The sequence below is a fragment of the Rhodospirillales bacterium RIFCSPLOWO2_02_FULL_58_16 genome, assembly GCA_001830425.1.
GTDB lineage: Bacteria > Pseudomonadota > Alphaproteobacteria > Rhodospirillales > 2-02-FULL-58-16 > 2-02-FULL-58-16.
The window spans coordinates 18,224-43,772 of record MIAA01000015.1 but is presented as its reverse complement, the minus strand read 5'-3'; the positions used below and the strand labels follow the sequence as shown (position 1 = coordinate 43,772).

21 protein-coding genes, 1 other RNA gene and 1 pseudogene (1 of these 23 only partly in view) are annotated in these 25,549 nt (G+C 58.7%); 8 read left to right on the top strand and 15 right to left on the bottom strand.

All coding sequences use genetic code 11. The annotated features are described in order from the left end of the window. Positions 1-303: 303 nt before the first annotated feature. From A3H92_10200 to A3H92_10185, 4 genes are all read left to right on the top strand, one after another. Complete coding sequence (locus A3H92_10200; protein ID OHC75828.1) at positions 304-1,626, top strand: hypothetical protein; 1,323 nt, start codon at positions 304-306, stop codon at positions 1,624-1,626. A gap of 2 nt (positions 1,627-1,628) precedes the next feature. Then, complete coding sequence (locus A3H92_10195) at positions 1,629-2,144, top strand: hypothetical protein (protein ID OHC75827.1); 516 nt, start codon at positions 1,629-1,631, stop codon at positions 2,142-2,144. 131 nt (positions 2,145-2,275) lie between these two features. Next, on the top strand, positions 2,276-3,208 hold the full coding sequence (locus tag A3H92_10190; GenBank protein OHC75826.1) for an exopolyphosphatase: 933 nt from the start codon (positions 2,276-2,278) through the stop codon (positions 3,206-3,208). 16 nt (positions 3,209-3,224) lie between these two features. Continuing rightward, positions 3,225-4,739 carry a hypothetical protein gene (locus A3H92_10185; protein ID OHC75825.1) on the top strand — a complete coding sequence of 505 codons (1,515 nt, stop codon included), beginning with the start codon at positions 3,225-3,227 and terminating at the stop codon, positions 4,737-4,739. Between the two features lie 363 nt (positions 4,740-5,102). Here A3H92_10185 and A3H92_10180 read toward each other — a convergent pair whose 3' ends face one another. The 7 genes from A3H92_10180 to A3H92_10150 all read right to left on the bottom strand — a co-directional run bounded on the left by A3H92_10180 (position 5,103) and on the right by A3H92_10150 (position 10,040). Beyond that, positions 5,103-6,458, bottom strand: coding sequence for a 3-deoxy-7-phosphoheptulonate synthase (locus A3H92_10180; protein ID OHC75824.1), 1,356 nt, complete (start codon positions 6,456-6,458; stop codon positions 5,103-5,105). Between the two features lie 81 nt (positions 6,459-6,539). After that, entirely contained in the window at positions 6,540-7,613 is a 1,074-nt protein-coding gene (locus tag A3H92_10175; GenBank protein OHC75823.1) for a hypothetical protein, read from the bottom strand. Positions 7,614-7,769: 156 nt separating this feature from the next. Continuing rightward, a complete protein-coding gene (locus A3H92_10170) occupies positions 7,770-8,582 on the bottom strand; it encodes a metallophosphoesterase (GenBank protein OHC75822.1) in 813 nt (270 codons plus the stop codon). Next, positions 8,579-9,172: a 5-formyltetrahydrofolate cyclo-ligase gene (locus tag A3H92_10165; protein ID OHC75821.1), complete on the bottom strand. Its 594-nt coding sequence runs from the start codon at positions 9,170-9,172 to the stop codon at positions 8,579-8,581. Before A3H92_10165 ends, A3H92_10170 begins: the two co-directional genes overlap by 4 nt. Before the next feature lie 20 nt (positions 9,173-9,192). Further along, positions 9,193-9,348, bottom strand: a non-coding RNA gene (gene ssrS / locus A3H92_10160) — 6S RNA. Between the two features lie 14 nt (positions 9,349-9,362). Further along, on the bottom strand, positions 9,363-9,698 hold the full coding sequence (locus A3H92_10155; GenBank protein ID OHC75820.1) for a hypothetical protein: 336 nt from the start codon (positions 9,696-9,698) through the stop codon (positions 9,363-9,365). 3 nt (positions 9,699-9,701) lie between these two features. Beyond that, positions 9,702-10,040, bottom strand: coding sequence for a hypothetical protein (locus tag A3H92_10150; protein OHC75819.1), 339 nt, complete (start codon positions 10,038-10,040; stop codon positions 9,702-9,704). A 60-nt stretch (positions 10,041-10,100) separates the two neighbouring features. Between A3H92_10150 and A3H92_10145 the strand changes: the two genes are divergently transcribed. After that, entirely contained in the window at positions 10,101-11,108 is a 1,008-nt protein-coding gene (locus A3H92_10145; GenBank protein OHC75818.1) for a type I glyceraldehyde-3-phosphate dehydrogenase, read from the top strand. A 3-nt stretch (positions 11,109-11,111) separates the two neighbouring features. Here the strand turns inward: A3H92_10145 and A3H92_10140 are convergent, their stop codons facing one another. Beyond that, complete coding sequence (locus A3H92_10140) at positions 11,112-11,759, bottom strand: hypothetical protein (GenBank protein ID OHC75817.1); 648 nt, start codon at positions 11,757-11,759, stop codon at positions 11,112-11,114. A 100-nt stretch (positions 11,760-11,859) separates the two neighbouring features. Here A3H92_10140 and A3H92_10135 point away from each other — a divergent pair, with 100 nt between their 5' ends. After that, entirely contained in the window at positions 11,860-13,068 is a 1,209-nt protein-coding gene (locus A3H92_10135; GenBank protein OHC75816.1) for an efflux transporter periplasmic adaptor subunit, read from the top strand. A 16-nt stretch (positions 13,069-13,084) separates the two neighbouring features. Continuing rightward, the gene (locus A3H92_10130; GenBank protein ID OHC75815.1) at positions 13,085-16,267 is read left to right on the top strand and encodes an RND transporter; all 3,183 of its coding nucleotides are present in this window, start codon (positions 13,085-13,087) and stop codon (positions 16,265-16,267) included. Here A3H92_10130 and A3H92_10125 read toward each other — a convergent pair. The 7 genes from A3H92_10125 to A3H92_10095 all read right to left on the bottom strand — a co-directional run bounded on the left by A3H92_10125 (position 16,248) and on the right by A3H92_10095 (position 24,293). Beyond that, the gene (locus A3H92_10125; GenBank protein ID OHC75832.1) at positions 16,248-16,475 is read right to left on the bottom strand and encodes a hypothetical protein; all 228 of its coding nucleotides are present in this window, start codon (positions 16,473-16,475) and stop codon (positions 16,248-16,250) included. The two genes, A3H92_10130 and A3H92_10125, sit on opposite strands and share 20 nt — an antisense overlap. Positions 16,476-16,614: 139 nt before the next feature. Then, positions 16,615-18,411 carry a hypothetical protein gene (locus A3H92_10120; protein ID OHC75814.1) on the bottom strand — a complete coding sequence of 599 codons (1,797 nt, stop codon included), beginning with the start codon at positions 18,409-18,411 and terminating at the stop codon, positions 16,615-16,617. A gap of 179 nt (positions 18,412-18,590) precedes the next feature. Then, positions 18,591-18,815 carry a 50S ribosomal protein L31 gene (locus A3H92_10115; protein OHC75813.1) on the bottom strand — a complete coding sequence of 75 codons (225 nt, stop codon included), beginning with the start codon at positions 18,813-18,815 and terminating at the stop codon, positions 18,591-18,593. Between the two features lie 64 nt (positions 18,816-18,879). Next, complete coding sequence (locus tag A3H92_10110) at positions 18,880-19,599, bottom strand: hypothetical protein (protein OHC75812.1); 720 nt, start codon at positions 19,597-19,599, stop codon at positions 18,880-18,882. A gap of 12 nt (positions 19,600-19,611) precedes the next feature. After that, complete coding sequence (locus tag A3H92_10105; protein ID OHC75811.1) at positions 19,612-21,255, bottom strand: hypothetical protein; 1,644 nt, start codon at positions 21,253-21,255, stop codon at positions 19,612-19,614. Positions 21,256-21,341: 86 nt separating this feature from the next. Beyond that, positions 21,342-22,229 carry an autoinducer 2 aldolase gene (locus tag A3H92_10100; GenBank protein ID OHC75810.1) on the bottom strand — a complete coding sequence of 296 codons (888 nt, stop codon included), beginning with the start codon at positions 22,227-22,229 and terminating at the stop codon, positions 21,342-21,344. A 33-nt stretch (positions 22,230-22,262) separates the two neighbouring features. Continuing rightward, positions 22,263-24,293, bottom strand: coding sequence for a short-chain dehydrogenase (locus A3H92_10095; GenBank protein ID OHC75809.1), 2,031 nt, complete (start codon positions 24,291-24,293; stop codon positions 22,263-22,265). 86 nt (positions 24,294-24,379) lie between these two features. Here A3H92_10095 and A3H92_10090 point away from each other — a divergent pair. Further along, a pseudogene (locus tag A3H92_10090) lies at positions 24,380-25,549 on the top strand (hypothetical protein); it runs 60 nt beyond the window's last position.

The following is a 25,549-nucleotide window of genomic DNA, read 5'->3' as shown; positions in this document are numbered from 1 at the left end:
TTGTTTCACCGGACGCCGCATCCATGAACAAGGAATTGGAAACCGCCGTTTACTGTCGAAATTGTTCCCTGTAAAGAAGAATTTTAATTACTTTGGTTTTCTTTTCCCCCGGATGTTTTCCGCATACGCAAAAGCAGAGATTCCGCCGGGTTCGAGTCCATGGCCATTATCTTCCGGATTCTCCTTTCCGGTTGATCACGGATTTGACCGGCGGCCTGCCTGCAAAATTCGAGTCCGATTCGTTCTTTCGGCGTTTGCGCTTGGTCAAGGATATAGGAACTTGGAGACGATAATTTTCCATTCATGAAATTTCCGGGTGAGATACTGATGGGGGCGCAGAGCCGGCTTTTGCCGCCTTCAGTGCCTTATCGTTTTTTTGTGACGGCGGTGATATTTCACGTCGTCGCGTGGGCGCTGATTGCATATTCCGCCGATAGCGTCGTCGGTTTTACGGGCGGATCGGGTCCGATCCTTTCGGCAGTGCACGCCTTGACTCTCGGCGTTTTCATTATGACCATAATGGGGGCCTCGTTCCAGTTACTGCCGGTGGCCACAGGCAAGGCGCTGATGGCGGTATGGCCGTGCAGGGTCGCTTCGTGGCTGTATATTCCCGGCGTCGCGGCGCTGCTTTACGGCTTTGCCGCCGGGGAATACGTCTTTATGGCGGTGGGCGGCGTAATGAGCGTCGCAGCGATGATTGTTTTCGCGGCGCTGGTGGGAGATGTGCTCCGCCGCTCCGGGAGCGGACTGAAACTGCCGGTGATGTACGGCTGGGGAGGGATGGCCTCCCTGTTTGCGTTGACGGCGCTGGGCTTCGCCATGATTGTTGATCAAAAGTACGGCTTTTTACTGGCCGACGTGGACTTCAGGTTGGCCCATATGATTATTGCTGTTTACGGCTTCATGGGGATGTCGGCGATAGGGTACAGCCATATTCTGGTGCCTATGTTTGCCCTGTCCCAGGCGCCTGATGAGGCGCAGGGCGTCATCAATTTTACCATGCATGCCGCCGTCCTGGTTTTGGCGGTGGGAGCGGTGTCGGCAGGCAGCCATGCCGCCCTGTTGATGGCGGCAGCCGGCGCTGTGGCCGTCTCCGGCCTCTACATTCGGACGATGAACCAAACATTAAAACAGGGTATGCGTAAAAAGCTCGGACTGTCCTTCGTTCTGATCAGGGGGGCATGGGGAATGCTGCCCCTTAGTCTTGCCGTCGGCGCCATGGCTTGCGAAGGTTTTTTCGGCGCCCAAGGGGCGGTCCTGTTCGTCTTCCTGGCCCTGTTCGGGTGGCTGCTGACGTTTTTGCTCGGCATTCTGCAAAGGATTATCCCGTTCCTCGCCGCGATGAACGCCGGCAGGGAAGACGGCACGCCTCCGCGCCTGTCGGACTTGGCCGACGAGGCTCCGCTGAAAATCCACGCCGTCTGTCATTTCAGCGCGCTGGCGCTGGTGTCTTGGGGCATCATTTCCGACCATGGCGGTATTGTCATGGCCGGGGGAATTGCCGGTCTCGGCGGGTCGTTGGCCTACCTCTGGTTTACGCTTGACGTGCTGAGACGCTTTGCAAAATTCCGCCTGAAAGGCGGGAATGTCGGTACGAAACAACAACTCAACAAGGGAACTGTTTGATTATGAATCACCTGAGCCTTCACATACTGCAAACGCTTCACCAGGAACATCTGGCGATAATGTCTCTTTTGGAACGCCTGGAGGACCTGCTCGGGCAGAACGGCCCGGATCGGGCGCCGGCTTCGGATAGCGGTCAAATCAAAGGCATTCTCGAAGAACTCGTGAACGTCATGGAAAACGAGATCAGCAACCACTACGCCTTCGAGGAGGGACACCTGTTCCCCCGTTTCTCGCAGTTGGCCGACGCCGGCATTCCGATGATGCTTAAAGGCGAGCACGACGCCATCAGGCCGCTGGCCAAGCGCATTACCGAGCTGGCCCGCGCCGCCCTCGCCGGCGGATTTACCGCCGAGACATGGCGTGAATTCCACTCCTTCGGCATGGAATTGGTGGAGCGGGAGGTGTTTCACGTTCAGAAGGAAGAAATGGGCTTCCTTCCCGGCCTTCAGCATATGCTGGACCCCGCCGAGGACCCCGCCCTGGTCGCCGCCTACGCGGCGATAAAGAACGGCGGATAAAATCTCGACCGGTCGTCATCGGCGCTTGAATTTTCCGCCGGAGTAAATAATGTTCGGATAATACGCATTATGCGTTAGAATAGGTTCAAGTCTTACCAGTTGCAGGGATCAGTGAAAACAGGGGGATATTCATGAGTGACGGGAAGTACCGCCTAGTTACGCGAAGTGACTTTGATGGCCTGGTGTGCGCCGTGATCCTTAAGGAAATGAACCTGATCAATGAGATCAAGTTTGTCCATCCCAAGGATATGCAGGACGGCACCATTCTGGTTTCCGGCAACGATATCACCACCAATCTGCCCTATGTGAGAGGGGTTCACCTCGCGTTTGACCACCACGCCAGCGAGATGATCAGGGTCGAGGTCGATGAGGGGAACTATGTCAACGATCCCGACGCCCCTTCGGCGGCGCGGGTGGTCTATGACTACTATGGCGGTAAACAGGAATTCAAAAGGATCGCCGATGACCTGATGGACGCCGTTGACAAGAGCGACTCCGCCCAGTTCAACGAAGATGAAATTATCAACCCCAAAGGCTGGGTGCTGCTTAACTATCTTATGGACTCGCGCACCGGACTTGGGCGTTTCAAGGAGTTCCGCATATCCAACTACCAGTTGATGATGGACCTTATCGACTTTTGCCGCGATCACGCCATTGAGGAGATATTGGATCTTCCCGACGTCAGGGAGCGGGTCAATCTTTACAAAAGTCATGAGCAAAAGTTCAAGGATCAGATCATGCGCTGCACTACCGTTCACGGCAATCTGGCTGTTCTTGATCTTCGTAAAGAGGAAATGATTTACGCCGGCAACCGCTTCATGATTTATGCGTTGTTTCCCAAAATAAATATTTCCATTCACGTCATCTGGGGGCTGAACAAGCTGAACACGGTGCTGGCCACAGGCAAGTCGGTTCTGAACCGCTCGTCCAAGACCGACATCGGCGGGCTGATGCTTAAGTACGGCGGCGGCGGCCACCATGCGGCCGGCACCTGCCAGATCGACAACGAGGACGCCGACCGGGTGCTCGGCGAACTTATCAAGAAGATCAACAAGGACGGTTGATGATATGTTGCCGCCGATGATGGACGGCTGGCGGAAATCGCCGAAGGCGTTGGCGGTTATGGTTACCATCGCCATGGGCTTGTCGTTGCTGGCCGGCCTCAGCGGCTGCGGCAACGAAGAGTCGCCGTTACGCTATGTCATTGAGGCCGTGCGCGGCGATCCATACGCTCTTTCCGGGGCCGGAACGGAAGAACTGGGCCGCTTTAACGCCGTCTATAGCCAATACGCCGTCCGGCAAAGCGGCGACAAGCAGCTAAATCATTTCCGCGACGCCTTCAAACTGGCGCGCGCCAAGTATGTAAGCGAGATATCGGACGCCAAGCTGATCGACGCCGCCATCAAGGGGGTGAACGAACTGAAGGCCGAGCCTCATTCCCTGCAACCGCCTGTGCTGGTGGAGGCGGCCCTGGACGCCATGATGGCGTCGCTTGATCCCCATTCCAGATACCTCAACCCGGACGAGCTGCGCGAGACCCAGCTTGCCACCAAGGGAGAGTTCGGCGGGCTGGGGATCGAGGTCACTCTTGAGGATGAGACGCTCAAGGTGATTGCGCCGATCGAGGATACCCCCGCCTTCGCCGCCGGCATCAAGGCCAAAGACACAATCACCCACCTTGACGGCGATCCGATCAAGGGCAAGACCCTGACCTACGCCGTCGGGCGCATGCGCGGGAAGCCGGGATCGGAAATCCGCCTGACTATCGCCAGGGAGGGCGCGTCCCCCTTCGACGTCACCATCATCCGCGCCGTCATAAAGGTAAAATCGGTGCGTTGGCAGACCGAGGGCAACGTCGGCTATATCCGGGTCACCGGCTTTAATGAAAATGTCGAGATAAACGTCGAAAAAGCGATGGCGGATATTTCCCTGAAAACAGGGGCGCGTCTCAAGGGGATCGTGCTGGACCTGCGCAACAATCCCGGCGGTCTTCTGATGGAGTCGGTGGCCTTGTCCGATCTGTTCCTTGACAAAGGGCGGATCGTATCGGTGCTGGGGCGCGGCGGCCCGGAGAGCGACCGCGTCTACACCGCCCGAAGCGGTGATTTAGCTTCCGGTTTGCCGATGGTGGTGTTGATTGACGGCGGTTCGGCCTCGGCTTCCGAGATCGTCGCCGGCGCCTTGCAGGATCATCGCCGGGCGACGGTCATGGGCCGACGCTCATTCGGCAAGGGGTCGGTGCAGACCATTACCCCGCTGTCCATGGAAGGCGCGCTGAAATTGACTACCCAGCTTTATTATTCGCCGTCGGGGCGGGCTATTCAAGCTCGCGGCGTCGAGCCTGATATCCTGTTCTCCGTAAAGGATGAAGAAGCCGCCAAGGACGGCCGGCACGAAGCCGATCTTGCCGGCGCCCTGCCTGCGGTTTCGGCAAGCCCGGCCCACTCGCGCATCGTCGTGGATGAAAAAGAATGCCCGCCGGTCGCCAACAAGAATGAAAAGGCCGATCACCAGCTCGGTTGCGCCATAGCCCTGCTCAGCGCCGAATCACAGGAAAAATTCCTGGCTTCCTTCGGCGCCAGGCATTCCATGTAGCTTCATAAAAAAAACGGCGACCCCGCGATGGGACCGCCGTTTTTTACTAACCTGAAATGGTAAGGTTATTTCTTCATGGCCGAGTCATGCTTGGGATCGACCAGCGGATTGTACCCGTCCGGGCGTCCGCCGGAGCAGGCGCTGACGGCGAATATCCCGACGGTCATGACCACAAGCACGGCGACTTTGCTCAACTTCTTCCAACCAAATCCCGACATTCTGAAATCCCCCTCGCTAAAAGTTTCCGGTAATCAGCCCGCAAGCGGGCTGCGTTCTCACCCTGTTAAACAAAACTATCCCGCTGAACATTGCAGAATTCAACGGCTAATTCAATGAGGGATTATACCCTCGTTGAAAACTTGATCAGGCCGTTCGGTCTTTCTTCAGCGCCTCGGCGATGAGGAAGGCCAGTTCCAGGGCCTGGGTGGCGTTCAGACGGGGATCGCAGTGGGTGTGGTAGCGGCTGGAGAGGTCGGCTTCCTTGATCTCCTGGGCGCCGCCGACGCACTCGGTGACGTCTTGGCCGGTCATCTCGAAATGGACGCCGCCGGCTTGGGATCCCTCGGCTTTATGGATGGCGAAAAAGGCGCGGACCTCCTTGATGATATGATCGAAATGACGGGTCTTGTAGCCGTTGGCCATTTTCACGGTGTTGGCGTGCATGGGGTCGCAGGCCCACACCACCTTACGGTCCCCGCCTTTAATGGCGCGGATCAGCGGCGGCAACAGGCGCTCAATGTTGTCCGCTCCCATGCGGGTGATGACGGTCAGGCGTCCCGGCTCGTTGCCGGGGTTCAGTTTGTCGGCGAGGCGGAGCAAGTCGTCGGGCTTCATTGTCGGGCCGGCCTTAAGGGCGATCGGATTGCCGATGCCGGTGAGAAACTCGATATGGCCGCCGTCGATGTCGCGTGTGCGGTCGCCTGCCCACAGCAGATGAGCCGAGGTGTCGTACCAGTCGCCGGTGGTGGAATCGATGCGGGTCATCGCCTGCTCGTAGGGCAATTGGAGCGCCTCGTGCGAGGTATAGAAGGGCGTCTCGCGGATTTGCGGCGTAGTCTCGGAAGTCAAGCCGCAGGCGGCCATGAAATTAAGCGTCTCGGTCAGGCGGTCGGCCAGGTCCTTGTAGCGCTCGGCGAGAGGCGAGCCGGCGACGAAGCCCAGGTTCCACTGATGCACTTTGTGCAGGTCGGCATAGCCGCCCTGGGCGAAGGCGCGCAGCAGGTTCAGAGTGGCCGCCGACATGTTGTAGCTCTGGATCATGCGCTCGGGGTCCGGCCGGCGATCCTTGGCCGTGAAATCCATGGCGTTGATCATGTCGCCGCGATAGCTGGGCAGGGTGACGCCGTCCTTGGTCTCCGTGTCGCTGGATCGCGGCTTGGCCAACTGGCCCGCCATGCGGCCGACCTTGACCACCGGGCAAGCTGCGCCGTAGGTCAGGACCACCGCCATTTGCAGCAGCACCCTGAAGGTGTCGCGGATATTGTCGGGATGAAACTCGGCGAAGCTTTCGGCGCAGTCGCCGCCTTGAAGCAAAAAGGCCTTGCCCTCGGAAACGCGCCCCAGCGCCGCTTTCAGGCTCCGCGCCTCGCCGGCGAACACCAGCGGCGGAAAGCGTCCGAGGCGCCGTTCGACATCGGCCAGCGCGGCGACATCCGGATACTGCGGTATATGCTCGACCGGCTTGCCGCGCCAGCTATCCGGCGCCCATTTTCCAGACATTTCGGAACCCCTTCGCCGTGAAACGAAAATCAGGAAAAAGCCTATACGCCCGAAGGGGGAGATTTTCCAGGGAAAACCTGCTTAAGCCACCACGTCGATGAGCGCCTTGACGAGGTCCGTGTTCTTGCCCAGCGAGATGGCGTCCAGGTACAGGTTGCGCACATAGGCCTGGGACTCAATGATCGACAAATTCAGGTTATTGAGGCGCAAGCCGTTGTCCTCGGCGGCTTTCATCTTGATCAGGGAGGCCGCTGTCTTTTCGTCGATCAGGCTGTTGAACCCGGCAATCTCGTTATCGGTTTGGGTCAGGTAGAAGAGGGCCGAGTCCAAGGCGGAACGGAACGTCGGAAGTATCGAGTCCAACGTAATTTCGGCGGCGTGCAGATCAGCAGCGGCGCGGCTGCGCCCGTCGGCGGTGGACAGTCCTTCGTAGAACCAGGAATCAAGAACGCCGAGGCCGGAACGGGTAATGGTCCCGGAGTACTGGGTGGCGTCGGAGGTATCAAAGCCGGTGGTGAAAGTAACGGCGGCGGTGGAGGCGGTGAAGCTGTCCAACTGAATGGCGCCGCTGCTCAGGCTTACATAGGCGCCGGTGTAGACGCCCGTCGAATCAACAAAACGCTTGAACTGGTTAAGGTCACGGTCGCGGCGCCAGATATAATCGCCCGCTTCCTTGATGGTGTAGTCATAGCCGATGAACGAGCGCCCGACCGAGTTGGTGGCGCCGTTGGTCTGGTAACGGTAGCTGAAGTCGCTCTGAGGTGTGCTGCCGAGAAGGTTCGGGGTATCCCTGGTTGATTCCGCTTCGTAGTTTATACGTTTCAGCAAGGCGTCAAAGGCGGAAGCATGTCCGGGAAAACTGGCGGAGTCCCCGTATTGGGCATTCCAAACGCCGGTCACCATATTATTGAGCAGGGAATCGATAGCATCGCCCCTGGCGACGACGCGCTCAATAAAATCCGTGGCGGCGGATAGTTCTTTCCGGAGAGCCTGAAAGCCGCCGGCTTCCAGGTTGATGGCGTTGATTTTCTGCTTGGTGTCGGAAGATATCGTCTTTTGAGCGAGTTCCACCTTATGCGCGTTGAAGCTGTTAAGCTGTAACGACAGCAGAATATTACCGATGCTTCGGGTATCGACAGGCGATAGTATGGTCATGGCGCGCCTTCTGCCGACATACGCTCAAGCACGACGGCTTCCCCGGATTCTCCGGAAAATACCCATCATCCCATCAATATTAACATTTTATTAAGCATAATAGCAACTGACCAGTGGCCGACTGTCGATAACAAATTAAATTGATATCTATTTATTTTACAGCGGCCAGCATGGGGAGAGGCGTCCGCCCATACGCAGAGGCGCTATGTGGCGGGCCAGGCCGGTGCGGTCATCGGTTTCGACGTAGACGGCGCACAACGTAGCCTCGCCGTTCGCCGGCTCCAGCCGTTCCTTGTTAACTTTCCTGGTGAAACGCGATATCGCCTCTGTTTTCTGCATGCCGATGACCGAGTCGTAGTCTCCGCACATGCCCACATCGGTAAGATAGGCGGCGCCGCCGCGCAATATCCGGGCGTCGGCGGTCGGCACATGGCTATGAGTGCCGATGACCATCGACACCCGTCCGTCCATGGCGTGGCCCATGGCCATCTTTTCGCTGGTCGCTTCGGCGTGGATATCAATGATTATGCAATCAACGGTCTCGGCCAGACGATGTTCGGCCAAAACCTTCTCGACGGCGGCAAACGGATCGTCCAGCGGGTCCATGAACAGGCGGCCCAGGGGATGGATAACCAACACCTTGCGGCCTGTGGATGTTTTGAAGACGCCGACGCCTTTGCCGGGCGTGCCTTTCGGGTAATTAATCGGACGCAGCAGCCGGGGGTCGCCGTCGATATAGTTCATGATCTCGCGCTGGTCCCAGACATGGTTGCCGGTGGTGATGACATCGACGCCGGCCTCGTAGAAAGCCTTGCATATCGTGTCGGTAATGCCGAAGCCATGGGCGGCGTTCTCGCCGTTGACGACGACGAAATCCAGTTCCAGGCGGCGGCGCAGTTCCTTGAGATTGTCCATCACTACCGTTCGACCGGAGCGACCGACGATATCGCCGCAAAACAGAATCTTCATGCCGCCCTTCCCGTCCTGAAAGCTCCTTGCTCGGTGACTATCCGGTCAAGCTGTTGATCATAGCCGTCTCGCGGCGTCGTTTCCATGCGTTGCGCCTCAAAGGCAAGTCCCACCGCCGTCACCCGTTTAATAGCGCGTAACGCTCCCAGGGTGCGGTCATAATAGCCGCCGCCTTGGCCCAGCCGGTAACCGTCTTTATCAAACGCCAGCAACGGACAAAGCACCACCTCGGGCGTCACTTCCTCGGCGTCGCTTCCGGGTTGACGGGTTCCATGACTGCCGTTTTCCAGCTCCATGCCCGGACGCCATCGGCGAAAGACCAGCGGGGCGCCCGGCTTCGTCACCACCGGCAACGCGCATACATAGCCGAGGCCGTGAAGGCGGCGGAGTAGCGGTTCGGCGTCGATCTCGCCGCCTATCGCCAGATAACCGGCGATAACGGCTCCCGGCGCCGGGAAATTCATTTCTTTCATCGCCGCCAGAAAGTTGTCCTTCAGGCGTTGAGCCGCCCCGTCCGCCGCATGACGAGCGTCCCGGCGCTCCGCCCGCGCCCGCGTACGCTGACGTTTTTTTTGTTCATCAATGGACATGAGAGGCCTTAAAATAACGAGGCGGCGCCACATAAGCCGTTAGCCGTAATTCCTCTGTGGCCTGTAGGTACAGGTGGGCGCCATATACCGAACCCACGGGTCCGGCAGGGACAGCTCCCTAGAGAAAAATATTGGCCCCAGGGATTTTATTGGCCTGACGCGCTACGCAGCAACCGCCTCATCTATGAATCTAGGACTCTTCCAGGCTTTTCGCAATGTCTTCGATGCGCAGCGTCAACTTTTCTATTCGGGAACCGATCATATTCTCGGCATCCCGGCGGGCTGATGCGTTCTTATCGGTAGAACGAAATGATTCCAGCTCGGCATAGGCGTCGGAAAGCTCGTCGGCAACCAACAGACTCGCCATCACCAACAGGCGGGCGTCGCCGACCTGACCGATGGACGCCACCAGTTCGCCGATTCGCTTATCCACATAAGCGCCCAGACGCGCCAAGTGCGCCTCCTGGCCGTCGTCGCAGGCGATCTGATACTTGCGCCCGTTGATGGCGACCGTAACCTGAGCCATATGCTAACTTTCAAGAATCGTTCTGAGGCGATTGATGGCGCCGTCAAGTCGCGCCGAAACGATATCGTTGACTTCCTTCAGCGTTGAATTTTCTTTCCGCAGTTCATCCGACTCTTCGGAATCAACCCGGTCGTTACTTAGGGAGGGGCGCGCCTTAACCGCCGCTTCCATCCGGGTCACGGCCTGATCGAGCCGCTCCCAGGCCTTTTGCGGCTGAGCCGATTTCATGATTTCCGCGCTGTTCGTCCTGTTGGTCACCGGGTTCTTTCCCCCTTGCCCGAAGCTGATGCAGAATATGACTTGACGCCGGAGGGCGTCAACCGTCAACAATTGGCTGTTCACGAAGTAGAGTGTGCTTTAGAAAAGCGTATGCCGTAAAACAATAAGGCCAGGGAGGAACGAATGTCGGTTCGTGTAGGGATCAACGGGTTCGGTCGGATCGGTCGTTTGACCTTAAGGGCGCTTATCGAGTCGGGACGCACCGATATCGAGGTGGTCGGCATCAACGACCTGGGGCCGGTAGAAACCAACGCCCATCTGCTCAAGTATGATTCGGTCCACGGCGCCCTCTCCGGCGATATCAAGGTCGCCGGCAACACCATGGACGTAGGTCGCGGCCCGATCAGGGTCACCGCCGAGAAAGACCCTTCAAACCTGCCTTGGGGCGACCTCGGCGTCGATATCTGTTTTGAATGCACCGGGATTTTCACCGCCCGCGACAAGGCGGCGGCGCACCTGAAAGCGGGCGCCGGGAAAGTTCTGATCTCGGCGCCCGGCAAGGACGCCGACCTGACCGTGGTCTACGGCGTTAACCACGGCAAGCTGACGTCTGCGCACAAGATCGTCTCCAATGCGTCATGCACCACCAACTGTCTGGCCCCGGTGGCCGATGTGCTGAACAAGGCGGTAGGCATCGACAAGGGCTTCATGACCACGGTCCACGCCTTCACCGGCGACCAGAACACCACCGACGCCCTGCACAAGGACTTGGGCCGGGCGCGCGCCGCTTCCCTGTCGTTGATCCCCGCCTCCACCGGCGCCGCCAAGGCGGTCGGTCTGGTGCTGCCGGAGCTGGCGGGCAGACTGGACGGCGTCGCCATCCGCGTTCCCACTCCCAACGTCTCGGCGGTTGATTTATGCTTCATCGCCAAGCGAAGCACCACCATCGAGGAAATCAACAGCGCCGTCAAAAAGGCCGCCGAGGGTTCGCTTAAGGGCATCCTCGGCTATACGGAACTGCCGCTGGTGTCGGTGGATTACAACCACAACTCATTGAGTTCCTGTTTCGCCGCTCCCGAAACCAGGGTGATGGACGGCACGCTGGTGCGTATCCTCACCTGGTATGACAACGAGTGGGGATTCTCGTGCCGCATGCTCGACACCGCCCTGGCGCTGCATAAAGCGGGGTAGGGATTATTTTTTCGGAGCGTGGGCGGCGAGGAAGGCTTTGACCGCTTGACGCGCCGCCGCCTCCATCTCGCCGGGGGCAGTCGCCGCCGCCATGCCGAGAAGACGGCGCAGGTAAAGGTCGCCGCGCAACATGGCAAAAAACAGGCGGGCCGAACCCAGCGGATCGGCAACGCCGAGGATTCCACTGCCGTCCAGGTCGGCCAGATAAACGGCCAAGTTTTCCGCCGCCTGCTTGGGGCCGGATCGATAAAAGGCCTCGGCCAGTTCCGGAAAGCGGGCGCTCTCGGCGATGACGACGCGGAAAGTAGCCAGACTCTCCTCCGCCATGACCAACTCCAGAAATTGCCCGGCGATGCCGAGCAGAACTTCTTCATGATCGTCGCCGTGAAGCTTGTCAGCCGCAGCGGTAGTTGTAACGGCAGGCATCAGCCGGCCGCATTTGTCACGAATGATGGCGCCGAAAAGGGCATCCTTGGCGCCGAAGTGACTGTAAATAGTCTGCTTGGCGACGCCGGCCTCCCTTGCAATAGCGTCCATGCCGGCGGCGCCGTAGCCGCTTTCCAGGAAGACACGGGTCGCCGCCTTGAGAATGGCGTCGCGCTTGGGCGAGGCCTTGCCGCTATCCCCGGTGGGTTGGTGCTTTTTCGCCATATTAAATCTTGCTGTTGATCGTCGGCCTGAATATATAGTAGGCTGGACTGGACAGTCTAGTCTAGTCTAATCTAATTCTCTGTCATGACCGGATGATCCGATGCCTTTGAAAGTTCGCTTTATGTTTGCGGTCGGTCTCGCCGTAACTGCCGCCCTCGGCATTGCCGCCGGGATTTATTTGTTCGCTTATTCCTCCTCCGGCGCGCCGCAGAATGTTTCGACACCTCCAGCTCCGCCGGTTACTGTGGCCCCGCCGATCAAACGGGAAGTCATCGATTGGAATGAATTCACCGGCCAATTCGCTCCGGTCGATTACGTCGAAGTGCGGGCCATGGTCGGCGGCTACTTGACCGAAATCCATTTCATCGACGGTCGCTCGACGCAGAAAGGCGACCTTCTTTTCGTTATTGATCCCCGACCGTTCGAGATCGCCTTAGCCTCGGCGCGGGCCAGGCTCGATCAGGCTGTCTCCAGCCTTGAGTTCGCCGACCGTCAATTAACCCGCGCCGGCGAGCTTAAACAGCACGACAATCTTCCGCAGAGCACGCTGGACCTACGCCGGAGCGAATCGCGAGGGGCCGGCGCGGCGACGGAAGCCGCTCGGGCCGCAGTGCGCGAGGCTGAACTTAATCTGCAATTCACCCGCGTCACGGCTCCAGTGACAGGGCGGGTCGGCGCCCGACAAATCAGCATCGGCAATCTGGTAACGGCAGGCGGCGCCGGCGGCAACGCCGGCGGCGGCACGCTGTTGACCACTATCGTGTCGCAAGATCCCGTCTACTTCAATTTTGACATGAGCGAGGCCGATTATCTCGCCTTCCGACGTTCACGCAGGGATGCCGCGACTGACGACGAGTTGGACGCGCCTGTGCAGTTGCGTCTGATGGACGAGGCTGATTGGACGCTTCAGGGCCGATTGACATTCATCGATAACCAAGTGGATCGGACCAGCGGCACCATCCGCGCCCGCGCCGTCATAGCCAATTCAAACCACTTCATAACGTCAGGCGCCTTCGGTCGCATACGCATGCCCGTCTCCGCGCCTTACGAAGCGCTGCTGGCGCCGGACGCATCAGTCGTCACCGATCAGAACCGCAGCGTCCTGATGACGGTTGCGGCTGATGGGACGGTGGTTCCCAAGCCGGTTGATGTCGGGCCGCCGGTCGATGGGCTGCGGGTCGTGCGATCAGGCATATCGTCCGATGACCTGATCATCATCAACGGACTGATCCTTGCCCGCCCCGGCGCCAAAGTGACACCGCAGCCGGACAGTGCTGCGGGCCGGACGCCGCTTGCCGGCGACAAATAGGGGGAGCCGGGCGCTCATGCGTTTATCGCACTTCTTTATCGACCGGCCGATCTTCGCAACGGTCATCTCTTTGCTGATTACCATCGTCGGCGCCATCTCCTATTTCAAGCTGCCCGTCGCCCAGTATCCGGAGATCGCTCCGCCTACGATCATAGTCAGCGCCTCCTATCCCGGCGCTTCGGCCAAAGTGGTCAGCGACACGGTGGCGACGCCGTTGGAGCAACAGATCAACGGCGTTGAAAACATGCTCTATATGAGCAGTCAAGCGACCGGCGACGGCAACCTGAGACTGACCATAACCTTCGCCCTGGGATCGAATCTGGACACAGCGCAAGTGCTGGTGCAGAACCGCGTCGCCATCGCCCAGGCGCGCCTGCCCGAAGAAGTCAAGCGCATCGGCGTGACGGTGGCGAAGAACTCGCCGGATATGCTGATGGTGATCCATCTAACATCGCCTGACGGCTCACGCGACCAACTCTACATTTCCAATTTTGCCACCCTCCGGATCATGGACGCTCTTGCGCGTCTGAGCGGCGTAGGCGACGTGCGCGTGTTTGGAGCGCGTGACTACGCCATGCGCGTGTGGCTGGACCCTGAACGGGCATCTGCCCGCGACCTGACCGCCGGAGAGGTGATCAAGGCGCTGCAAGGGCAGAATGCGCAGGTAGCCGCAGGCACGCTCAACGCCCCGCCCATGCCGGACCAGGCCGCCTTCCAGCTCAGCGTGCATACGCAGGGCCGCCTTGTTGATCCCGAGCAATTCGGCAAAGTAATCGTAAAGACTGACGCCGACGGGCGCGTCACCCGCCTCAAGGATATCGCCCGCATCGAGTTGGGCGCCCAGGATTATAGCCTCAACGGTTACCTCAACCGGCTCAACGCCGTACCTATTGTCATTTTTCAGCGCCCCGGCTCCAATGCGCTGGAGACGGCCGATCGTGTGCTGGCTAAGGTTAAAGAGCTGTCGAAGTCGTTCCCTGCGGGGGTGCGCTACGAGGTTCCCTACAATCCGACCGAGTTCATCGCCAAGTCGGTGTCGGCCGTCAATAAGACCATCTTTGAGGCTATCATCCTCGTGGTGGTTGTGGTCGTGCTTTTCCTTCAGACGTGGCGGGCCTCAATCATACCGATGGTGGCTATCCCGGTATCGTTGGTGGGAACTTTCGCCGTCCTCGCGGCCATGGGCTACTCGCTTAACAACCTGTCGTTGTTCGGGTTGGTATTGGCCGTGGGCATCGTTGTGGATGACGCCATCGTCGTGGTCGAAAATGTCGAGCGCCGCATTCGCGAAGGCATGATGCCCGGAAACGCCGCGCACCTGACCATGGACGAGGTGGGCAGCGCGCTGGTGGCGATCGCTCTCGTGCTGTGCGCCGTCTTCATCCCGGCGGCTTTCGTTCCCGGCATTTCCGGCCAGTTCTTCCGCCAGTTCGCAGTGACCATCACGGCGTCAACCGTAATATCGCTGATCATCTCTTTAACGCTTTCTCCCGCTCTGTGCGCCTTGTTGTTTAAACCTCATAAAGAGCATGACGTTCACGCCGCGTCGGTCTGGGCGCGCCCCGTCATTATATTCTTCGCCGCCTTCAACCGCAGCTTTAGCCGCCTGGCCGGCGGCTATGGGACAATGACCCGTCGGGTTATCCGTATGTCGGCAATTATGCTCGTGCTGTACGGAGGGCTTATCGGCCTGACCGGCTACGAGTTCATAAACACCCCCAAGGGATTCCTTACCGAGCAGGACCAGGGTTACCTCATCAACATCATCCAACTGCCGGCCGGGGCGTCGCTGGCGCGCACCGATGCGGTGGTCAAACGCGCCGTGGACATCATGCTCGACATTCGCGGAGTCGCCAACGCTGCGGTATTCAGCGGCCTGGACGCCTCGACCTTCACCAATGCCTCTAATTCCGCCGCCATCTTCATTCCGTTGAAGCCGTTTGAGGAACGCGCGGCGCAAGGGCTGCGCTCGTCCGATATCCTGGCCGAGGTGAGGAAGCGGCTGGCGGTAATCCAAGAGGCTATGATCATTACCGTGCAGCCCCCTCCGGTGCGCGGCATCGGTAGCGCCGGCGGGTTCAAGATGATCATTCAGGACAAGGCCGGACACGGCTCCAAGGCCCTCGAAAATGTGGCCTTCGACATGATGATGGCGGCCAACATAACTCCCGGTCTGGTTAATGCATTCACCCTCTTCAACACGCGGACGCCCAGCATCTACGCCGATATAGACCGCGTTCGGTCGCAAATGCTCGGCATCTCCATTGACCGGGTGAACGAAGCGTTGCAGGTCTATCTCGGCTCGACCTTCGTCAACGAATTCAATTTCCTGGGACGGACCTACCGGGTTACCGCGCAGGCCGACAGCCCTTTCCGCGACGACCTGCGCGACATCGCCTCGCTTAAGGTCCGCAACGATCACGGTAAGATGGCGCCCATAGGCTCGGTTGCGTCGTTCCGCTACGACAGCGGCCCCTACCGCGTGCCGCGTTACAACCTATATGCAGCCGCCGAGTTGCAAGGCGCCGCAGCGCCGGGATATTCGTCGAGTTATGCCCTTGCTGCCATGGAGCGGCTTGCCGCCGAGCGGCTGCCGGAAGGCTTCGGCTTTGAATGGACCGAACTGGCGTTGCAGGAGAAAATGGCGGGGGATCAAGGGCTGCTGGTATTCGCGGCGTCGGTGTTGTTCGTTTTCCTGCTCCTGGCCGCCCAGTACGAAAGCTGGTCGCTGCCGCTGGCGGTAGTGCTGATTGTGCCTATGTGCCTATTGGCCGGCGTGTCCGGCCTGATCGTGCGCGGTCTGCCCATCGACATTCTGGCGCAGATCGGCTTCATCGTGCTGATCGGCTTGGCCGCCAAAAACGCCATCTTGATCATTGAATTCGCCCGGCAGGCCGAAATAGAGGGGATGAGCCGGGTGGAGGCCGCCATACACGCGGCGCGCACCCGCCTGCGTCCGATCCTAATGACTTCGCTCGCCTTTATCCTTGGCGTGACGCCGCTTGTCTGGGGCGTCGGGGCCGGCGCCGAAATGCGCCGGGCGCTTGGAACCACCGTGTTCTCCGGCATGATCGGCGTAACCGTCTTCGGCCTGATCTTCACGCCTGTCTTCTATGTTGTGATTCGTGCGGCGGCCGCCCGCTTGTCGGCGGCAACCCGCAGCCAACCTCTGTCGGCCCTCAATTCTTCCGGCGAATGACGATGGCGATGACGCCGTCATTTTCGGTTTTTTCCACCAGTTCGTGACCGGCGCTCTTGCAGAAGGCCTCGAAATCAGCAACGGCGTTGGCGTCGGTGGCGAGGATTTCGATGATGTCGCCGGACGCCAGTTTCTTCATCGCCTTGGCGGCGCGAAGGACGGGAAGCGGGCAAACAAGCCATCTCGCATCAAGGGTCGTCTTCGCCATGCCGTCATCCAAACTCTTATGCCAATTCAAATTATCTTTAACCTCCCCTTGCCCCTCCTTAGTAAGGAGGGGAATAGTGAAGAGGCCTTAGTAAGGAGGGGAAAAGTTCCTCCCCTTACCAAGGGGAGGTCAGGAGGGGTTACTCTTCCCAGACAACTTCATAAAGGATGATCGGGTCGGCGAACCCCTTCATCGCGTAGGGGCCGCGATTGGTGAAGTTTATCTTTCCGCCGGCGCAGATGCCGCGCACGATCTCGGAGACGAATATCTGTTCCGACTGGGCCTTGTCAACGATACGCGCCGATAACTGAACCGTGGTGCCGAACAGATCGTCGTCCTCGGCTATCGGCTCGCCGGCGTTGATGCCGATTTTCAGGTGCAGCGGCAGGTCGGGATCGGCCTTGTTGTGGGCCGCCGCCTTCCTTTGAATGAAGATCGCCGCCTCGACGCCGTTGGAGGTGGAAGAAAACGACGCCATGATGCCGTCGCCGGTGTGCTTGATCTCCTTGCCGGTAAACTCGGTGAGAGCGTCGCGGACGATAACGTTGTGGGCGCGCACCACTTTCTGGGCCACGGCGTCGCCTCTGCTTTGGGTGAGGGCGGTGGAGCCGACCATATCGGTGAACATCACCGTGATCGGCCCCGTCTTTTCGTCTTTATCCTTGGGCTTGTTCCATTCGACGAGGGCCTTTGCCAACTTGTCGCCGGCGCCGGACTGTTCGCCCAGGTAGTTGTTCATGGCGTTGCGTCCGGCCTGGAACATCTGCATATAGCGGGCGTCGGCCAACAGATAATCCGCATACTTGCCGGCGAAGACTTTGGCGTCCTCCTTCTTGAAACCCATGACCTGGACGCAATCGCCGATAATGGCAACCGCCGATTTTTCATCCAGATTGCGTTCCTGACTTAGTATTTCGCAGGTTCCGGCGAGGAACAGATTGACGCCGAATTTGTTAAAACTGTCCAGATTCGGCTGGGAGACCATGACCTGGCTTAACGCCTCGCCGAGAAATTTCATCATGAACTTTTTTTGTTCATTGGCGTGGGCGGACAGGGGTTCTTCCTTCCCTGCGTCCTCTTTAACTTCTTCCGTTTTTTCCTCAGCTTCTTCTCCGGTCTCCTCCTCATCTTCCTCCTCTGCTTCGGCCAGAGCCTTTTCCGCCTTTTCAGCGGCTTTGTCGGCGTCGACGGACTTCTTCTCGACCTTCGGCGGGGAACGTTTCGGCGGCGGCGCCTGTCGGCGGGCGACCGGCGCGGCGCCATGACTCGACAGGCACAGCGTCTCCTTGGACAGGAAAACGCGGTACATGGAAATCATGCTGAGCACGAAGACGACGCTGAAAGTGACGAACATGGCATTGCTCTGGGCGTTAATGCTCATCGAGGTTCCGCTCATCCACACCATGGTCATCCAGGTGAACAGGCCGGCCAGGACTATGCTGAAAAGCATAACAAACAACAGCTTGACGATAATGCCGGTGAGGGAAGACCCGGTTTCTTTCTTGGCCGGCTTTGCCTTGCCGGCCTGTGCTTTGCGGACTGCCGGCTCATCATCATCATCGTGTGAATCGGCCGGAGGGATCTTCGGCTTGGGTTCTATGGCCTTGGGTCTCTGGAAAGGAGGCGGCCTTTTTTGCGCGGGCTTTTCAGCGGACTTCTCGCCGGAACGAAGCGCGCCGCCGACGCTCGGCCCCATGCTCTTGTCGGCGGCGGCCCCCTTAAGGTTGGGACTTATATAGACGACCACTTCATCGCTTAGTCCCGTCGCATCATCATAGGTTTCCCGGATCACCCTGACGCCGCCAACGCCTGACACCTTGCCCATGACGACGGCGTCCTGGATGGCCGTGTCTTTCTGAGTCCTCGAATATCGGGACATCATTTCCCAATGTCCCTTTTGCAGGACATGGACTTCAAAGCTTATCGCAAGGGCCATTCTGCGCCTCTCGGATCGGAACCTGAACAAGGCTCATTTCAGCAAGCTCAAACGAAAGCGACAGCGCGCCTTTCGATGACCGCCGCACCAAGTATAATGTTAAACGTGAAAATTATTAGGAAATTGCTAACAGGAGGCGTCGGCGTCAGGTTTTTTTGTTGGTCCTGACGCGCCCTAAATCAGGCCTTGATGCCGAGATTCTTGAACCGCTTGTTGAATTTCGCCAACTGACCGCCGCTGTCCATCAGGCGGTGAATCCCCGTCCACGCCGGATGGGTCTTAGGATCGATATCCAGTTTCAATACATCGCCCTCCTTGCCCCAGGTGGAACGTGTATCGTATGTGCTGCCATCCGTCATCTGGATGGTGATCGCATGATAATTCGGGTGGATATCTTTCTTCATGGCGCTCTGACTCCGGTCAATAATTTCCCCTATATACCCAAGCATCGCCGATGGTTCAAGGGGTTCAATCAATCTCTATGATCGCCCGCATCCGCCCGTCGGAGAAATGAGCCAACTGTTGATGAAAGGTTCGGGAAAGGAAGTCATCAATCTTCACCACCGGATTCAGATGGTAAAGGATATCGGCAAGAAATGTATTGAGCCGCTTATTATCGAGCGACTTGGCGATAATGAAAGTGGGGAAGTTCTCGGCGGTCAGGCCGATAAACTCATAGCCGTGAGTTCGCACAAATTCGTTGACCGCCTCGACCACGCCGAAGTCCAACGAACGGGCATAATCATGATTGGCGTAATCATGCCCCAAGATAAGCCCGTCATCCTTTACTTTCGGTGCGAAGAGTTCAATGTCCTTCAGGACATGCTCGTACTTATGATTGCCGTCAATGTAGATCCAATCAAACGTGCGGTCGGGGAATTCACGGCAGGCGTTGAAAGAAAAATCCCTGTGGATTTCGATGACGCCGGAACTGATTTCCGGCTCAAACCTGCAAAGAACCGCCTGATGGCGCGCCTCTCCGTCCCCGGCTTTATTCTTTTCATTGTCCGCGTAATCATCTTTGGCGTCAGCCAGCGCCCAGGGATCGATCAAATGCAGTTTTGCCGGATGATTGGCGTCAATAACGGCGCGGGAAAAATCACCGGTGTTTACGCCGATCTCGGCAACCGCGCCGCCTTGGGGAAGGTGAGGCAAAAAAGCTTCTCTGGCGTTGGAAAATATGTACAAGGCGGTTTATCTCTACAAGGAAGCTACGGTTCTTTCCGGCGGAAAGAACAGCGTGACGGTTGTTCCGTTATTAACCTCACTTTTAATGTCAAGCCTCCCGCCGTGCAACTCTACAAGCTTTTGACATAGACTAAGCCCAAGGCCGGTGCCCTCGTGATGTTTTGAATAGGCGCTGTTGATCTGCTCAAAAGGCTTCAACGCTTTCAGTATGTCTTGTCCGGACATGCCGATGCCGGTATCGGACACCGCTATGTAGATGGAGCCGTTGCCGTTACTCCTTGCCGAGACGGTAATTTCACCGCCGGCGGGGGTGAACTTTATGGCGTTGGAAAGCAGGTTATTGATTACCCGGACCAGCGTAGTTTCATCGCCGCGAAACATGGGCAGATTATGTTCGATATTCGTAGATATCCGGATTTTTTTGGCTTCGGCCAAGGGAGCGGCTATTTTGGAGGAGGCGTGAATGAGCGAGGCGACAATCAGGTCCTCTTCAACCAGCTCATATTTTCCCGCCTCAATTTTGGATAGATCGAGAACGCTGTTTATAAGGCGGACGAGAAGCCTGCCGCTGTCGTAGATGTCTTTAGCGTATTCCTCATAGTGACGATCTCCCAGCGGCCCGAAGACATGGGTCTGCATTATCTCGGAAAACCCGATGATGGCGTTTAAGGGCGTCCGCAAGTCGTGACTCATGGCGGCGAGGAATGCCGATTTGGCGTTATTGGCAAATTCAGCCTCTTTTTTTGCTTTTTGCAGGGCTATTTCGGTCTGTTCGTGATCGGCAATTTCAGCCCTGAGTTCATCGGTGCGCCGCATAACAAGGTAGACCAGCAAACCGACCACGACGGCTACGCCGCCGCCGCCGCCCCAAAACCATTTTCGCCCCGGCCAGGTTTTCGTCCACCCCCCGTTCGGCAAGCCGGCCAATTGCCATGACCCGTGAGGCAGGGAAATATCCAGCTTCACCGAATCGGCGTCGAAGACGGCCTGATCGCCGAAAAATACCGCCCCCGAAGCGCCGAGGCCGTCCTTGCCGCGCAAAGCATATCGCATCTTGCCGGAACCGTCGATAACGCCCCCGGCTTTGAGCAAGGGATCAAGATCAATAAGAATGATCGAAAAGCCCCAAAAACGTTCTTCTCCCGGCGCGCCGTTTCCCGCCGGAACGTAAATGGGATTACGCCCGATCAACGCCTCTCCTCCTTGTTTTAATTTAACCGGGCCGGCGATAACGAACTTGCGCTCGGCGATGGCTCTTTCGGCGGCTTCGCGGCGAGCCGGATCGGCCAGCAGATCATGCCCCTTCGCCGCCTCGTTCCCTTTGAGGGGATGGATATAAGTAACCACCGCGCGCGGAGCCAATTGGAGACTTCTTATGTCCTGATGATTCACCATCAAGTCCGTTGCAAAAATATAAAAATCGTCTTCGCTGAATGTCGGATAGACTTTGGCGAAAGCGGCCAAACCGTGGACCAGGGTCAAGCGGGAATTCAGCGCCGCTTCAAGTTTGGCGCGGACGGTGCTTAATTGGGTAAGAACTTGAACGCGGTGCGCCAATTTAAATGCTGAAGTTTGGCTGAAATCTTCGTAAACGACGGCAACCAGGACAGCTATGGCCGCAACAAAACCCGCAAATATGGGAACTGAATGGCGCAAGACAGCCCCCTACCGAATGAGATTATTATCCACGCCCTCAGGGTATCATATTTCAGATTGAGACGCTATCAAATCCCGGCGCCGGATCAGTCCTTTATCTCGGCCTTGAGCGTTTTATACATCTGATAGGCTTTTTCCGGCGTTTCGTTGTTGTGAACGACGGCGCTCACCGCTTGGATCATGGCGACGGGGGAGTCCGACTGGAAAATATTGCGTCCCATGTCAACGCCTTTGGCGCCCTGGTCGATGGCTTTATAGGCCATGGTCAGGGCCTCCGGTTCGGGCAACTTTTTGCCGCCGGCGATGACGATGGGCACCGGACAGCCGGCGGTGACTTTCTCAAAGCCTTGCTCGATGAAGTAGCTCTTGACGTAATGAGCGCCCAGTTCGGCGGCGATCCTGGTGGCCAGGCCGAAATAGCGGGCGTCGCGCGCCATGTCCTTGCCGACGCCGGTGACCGCCAGCGTGGGAATGCCGTAGCGGGAACCTGCGTCAACCAGCTTGATGATGTTGCAGATGGATTTGTGCTCGAACTCGGAGCCGATATAAATCTGCGCCGCCATCGCTGCGGCGTTGAGGCGGATGACGTCCTCGATATCAACGGCCACCGTCTCGTTGGACAACTCGCTGAGAATGGAGTTGCCGCCGGAGCAGCGCAGCACCACAGGCTTGACAACCCTGGACGGAATGCACGAGCGCAATGCGCCACGGGTACACATCAGGACGTCGGCGTAGGGAACCAATTTCATAATGCCGATATCGATGCGCTCCAGTCCCGTCGTCGGCCCCTGGAAATAGCCGTGGTCGAAAGCCAGCATGACGGTGTTGCCGGTCTTGGGGTTGAATATCCCGGCCAGCCGGTTCTGCATGCCCCAGTCCAGCGCGCCTGCGCCTTTGAGGAAAAAGCCCTCGTTGACCGGCGGGACGCCGATGCCGAAATCCTTGCCGTCCTTGATGTCGTCTAAATCAGCCATGTGAAAATCTCCGGATTAAAGGGATAAAACAAATCATCTGAGGCAGGCCGCCATGTTGCCGCCGTCAACGGTGAGGATGTCGGCGGTCGAGGCCTTGGCCTTGGCCAGATAAATAAAGGCCTGGGCGACATCCTCGGCGGTCACCTCGCGGCCCAGCAGATTGCCGGCCATGTAGGTTTTTTCATCAATGCCTCTGGCGCCGGCCCTGGAGGCGATCATCCCGTCGGTCAGCAGGCCGGAGCGGATGCGGTCGGCATTGACGCCGCCGGTGCGGATGCCGTCGCCTCCGTGATCGAGCGCGTATTGGCGCACCAGAAACATGGTCGCCGCCTTGGGCAGTCCGTAGGGGCCGAAGTCCTTGCCGGGGTTGACCGCCTGTTTGGAGGTGTTGAACAGCAGGCAGCCTCCGATCCCCTGGGCGCGCATGATTCTGACGGCGTTTTGAGCCACCGTCTGATGACCGAAAAAGTTAAGCTCGAAACTTTTGCGCAAAATTGCTTCATCGACCTCGCCGATGGTTCCCTGCCATGCCGCTCCGGCATTGGAAACGACGATATCGACGCCGCCGAAGGCCTCGCATATTCCGGCGAAGGCGGCGCCGACCGAATCCGGGTCGGTAACATCGCACCCCAGGGCCAGAGCGCCGCCGCCGATTGCTTTCGCCGTCGCCTTGGCCGCGTCTTCATCCAGATCGAGGACGGCCACCGCCGCGCCCTCGGCGACGAAGGCCTTGGCGACGGCGGCGCCGATAACGCCGCCGCCGCCGGTGATTGCCGCCACATAACCGGCGAAGGGCTTGGGGGCGGCGTCACCCAGCTTGGCCCGCTCAAGCGGCCATAATTCGAACTCTATCAGGTCGGCCTCGGGAGCGCTTTCGTAAGTTCCGACGGACTCGGCGGCGGTGATTACGGCAATCGTGTTTTCGGCCAGATCGGCGGCGATGGCGGCGTTTCCGGCGCTATCGCCCAGTCCGAACAGTCCCAGTCCCGGCGCCAGAATGACGCGGGGCATGGGGTCCAGGGCGCCGCCGTAGAAACCGTTGCGCTCCAGACTTTCCCATCTCTTTGCTCCATAGCGCTTGACGGCTTGTCTTGCCGCCTCGCGGAAAGCGTCCGCCTTGCCGGCCTCCGGCGGCGGCGTCGCCAGCGGATAAGCGCCGGTGCGGATGGCATGGTCCGGCGTCACCGCGCCGACCTGGGAATAGCGGTTGATTTCGGCGCCGTTGACGTATTCGAGAATCCGGGGGCCTGTGCGAAAGGCCATCACCATCGGCCGTTTATCCTTGTCACCGTCCACGGCGCACAAGCCGCGCAGAATGGGAGCGACTTCCGCCGCCGACGCCGGAAGCGCGGGCAGGGAGGCGGAGGCAAACACCGTCTTGCGCCCCTTGTGCAGACGCTTTTCGGCCAAGGTGACCATTTCGATCATCAGCGCGTAGGCCTGTAGGGCGTCGGCGGCGAAGGTGAAAAGGCCGTGCTTGAGCAGAACCAACGCCTCTACGGCGGGGTCTGCCGTGAAGACCTCCAGCGCCTTTTTGGCCAGCCCGAAGCCGGGCTTCATGTAAGGGACGATGCCGACGCGCTTTTTATAAACGTCGCGCACCATTTCCTCGCCGTTCGTCTGGTTGGTAAGGGAAAGAACGGCGTCGGCGTGGGTGTGATCGCAAAACTTGTGGGGCAGGAAGGCGTGCAGCAGGAACTCGACGGAAGGAGCGGGGGAACGGCTGTCCAGCAGATGACAGCGCCGGGCGTTGTCCATTTCCCGGTCGCTCAAGGCGTCCAATGATTTGAGCTTCAGCAGAGGCTCCATGCGCACGGCGGCGAAACCGGAGGCCTCGATCAATCCCATGTCGGAACCGCTGCCCTTGACGAACAGCGCCACGCCGGCAGCGTCTTTAATCGACGTCTTGACCGAGGCGTTGCCGCCGCCGTGCAGCACCAGCGCAGGATTGCTCCCCAACAGCCGCGCCGAGTAAACGCGCAACGCCAGGTCCTCGCCGACGCCCTTTTCGGCATAAGCCCTTACCGTCGCCTTGGCTTCCGTGTCAGACCACATGTTCTTCATGGCTAATCACATAACATAAATGAAACATAATTTCCGCCATCTTTCATCGGGCGTATGATGGAGGCTTATGGGAACGGAAAAACGTGATGATCCGACGGAAAATATCGGCGGCCATAATTGTCCTGATGACGGCGGGCGGAGCCTGGGCCGACGATCCTGAAAAGATTCTCAGCGTCGGCGCCCGCGACCTTGTGGAGCAGGCGCTGAAGGATATTCCGACCGGGGCCTTGCGCGATTACCATACCCATATAATCGGCACAGGAACCGGCGGCCCCGGCGTTTGGGTCAACCCCAGGGGGCTGTCCTGGCTCCATCCCATCGAGCGCATCAGGACATTGATTTACCTCAACGCCTCGGGCGTCGCCGATGAAGCCCGCGCCGACGGCCAATATATCGAGCGGCTGGCGCGGCTGATCCGCAATTCTCCCGGTCACGGCAAGAATTACATCATGGCTTTTGATTACAACCATGCGCCCGGTTGCGTGAAGAACGAGGACGGGAGCGCCTTTTATGTCGCCGATGATTACGTTGTAAAATCAGCGCTGGAGAACCCGGACATTTTCATTCCCGCCGTCTCGGTGCATCCCTACCGCGCCGACGCCGTCGACAGGCTGAACTATTGGGCCGGGCGCGGGGTGAAGATGGTCAAGTGGCTGCCCAACTCCATGGGCATCAACGCCTGCGACCGTCGCCTCAAGGCCTACTACTGCGCCCTCAAGCGCAACGGCATGGTTCTTAACGCCCACACCGGCGAGGAACAGGCGGTGGCGGCGGACGAGGGTCAGGCGTTGGGCAACCCGCTGCTGTTGCGCTATCCCCTGGATTTGGGAGTCAAGGTGATCGCCGCCCATTCCGCAAGCCTGGGGACCAACCCCGACCTGGACAAGACCGGCGAAACCGCCGACAATTTCCAACTGTTCATGCGGCTGATGGATGATCCTTTGTATAAGGACAACCTGTTCGGCGATATCTCGGCGACCACCCAGTACAATCGAATCAGTTTCGAGAACAACCGGGAAAGCGGCCCGTTGCTGGAACTGCTGCGCCGCCCGGACCTGCACGGGCGTCTGGTCAACGGCAGCGATTATCCCCTGCCGGCGATCAACTGGACGGTGCATTTGGGCAAGCTTAGGGATATGGGACTGATCAGCGGCGACGAGGCGGACCGTTTGCGGGAAATCTATGCCGTCAACCCGCTGCTGTTTGACTTTGTGCTCAAGCGCACGGTGCGCGACCCCAAGACCGGCAAGGGCTTT

What these genes read in the sequence shown, in the direction of transcription:
- A3H92_10135 (OHC75816.1), top strand. Translation starts at nt 11,860, where the DNA reads ATGCCTTTGAAAGTTCGCTTTATGTTTGCGGTCGGTCTCGCCGTAACT.
- A3H92_10155 (OHC75820.1), bottom strand. Translation starts at nt 9,698, where the DNA reads ATGGCTCAGGTTACGGTCGCCATCAACGGGCGCAAGTATCAGATCGCC.
- A3H92_10095 (OHC75809.1), bottom strand. Translation starts at nt 24,293, where the DNA reads ATGAAGAACATGTGGTCTGACACGGAAGCCAAGGCGACGGTAAGGGCT.
- A3H92_10145 (OHC75818.1), top strand. Translation starts at nt 10,101, where the DNA reads ATGTCGGTTCGTGTAGGGATCAACGGGTTCGGTCGGATCGGTCGTTTG.
- A3H92_10130 (OHC75815.1), top strand. Translation starts at nt 13,085, where the DNA reads ATGCGTTTATCGCACTTCTTTATCGACCGGCCGATCTTCGCAACGGTC.
- A3H92_10140 (OHC75817.1), bottom strand. Translation starts at nt 11,759, where the DNA reads ATGGCGAAAAAGCACCAACCCACCGGGGATAGCGGCAAGGCCTCGCCC.
- A3H92_10195 (OHC75827.1), top strand. Translation starts at nt 1,629, where the DNA reads ATGAATCACCTGAGCCTTCACATACTGCAAACGCTTCACCAGGAACAT.
- A3H92_10100 (OHC75810.1), bottom strand. Translation starts at nt 22,229, where the DNA reads ATGGCTGATTTAGACGACATCAAGGACGGCAAGGATTTCGGCATCGGC.
- A3H92_10190 (OHC75826.1), top strand. Translation starts at nt 2,276, where the DNA reads ATGAGTGACGGGAAGTACCGCCTAGTTACGCGAAGTGACTTTGATGGC.
- A3H92_10180 (OHC75824.1), bottom strand. Translation starts at nt 6,458, where the DNA reads ATGTCTGGAAAATGGGCGCCGGATAGCTGGCGCGGCAAGCCGGTCGAG.
- A3H92_10200 (OHC75828.1), top strand. Translation starts at nt 304, where the DNA reads ATGAAATTTCCGGGTGAGATACTGATGGGGGCGCAGAGCCGGCTTTTG.
- A3H92_10170 (OHC75822.1), bottom strand. Translation starts at nt 8,582, where the DNA reads ATGAAGATTCTGTTTTGCGGCGATATCGTCGGTCGCTCCGGTCGAACG.
- A3H92_10175 (OHC75823.1), bottom strand. Translation starts at nt 7,613, where the DNA reads ATGACCATACTATCGCCTGTCGATACCCGAAGCATCGGTAATATTCTG.
- A3H92_10185 (OHC75825.1), top strand. Translation starts at nt 3,225, where the DNA reads ATGATGGACGGCTGGCGGAAATCGCCGAAGGCGTTGGCGGTTATGGTT.
- A3H92_10165 (OHC75821.1), bottom strand. Translation starts at nt 9,172, where the DNA reads ATGTCCATTGATGAACAAAAAAAACGTCAGCGTACGCGGGCGCGGGCG.
- A3H92_10120 (OHC75814.1), bottom strand. Translation starts at nt 18,411, where the DNA reads ATGGCCCTTGCGATAAGCTTTGAAGTCCATGTCCTGCAAAAGGGACAT.
- A3H92_10125 (OHC75832.1), bottom strand. Translation starts at nt 16,475, where the DNA reads ATGGCGAAGACGACCCTTGATGCGAGATGGCTTGTTTGCCCGCTTCCC.
- A3H92_10115 (OHC75813.1), bottom strand. Translation starts at nt 18,815, where the DNA reads ATGAAGAAAGATATCCACCCGAATTATCATGCGATCACCATCCAGATG.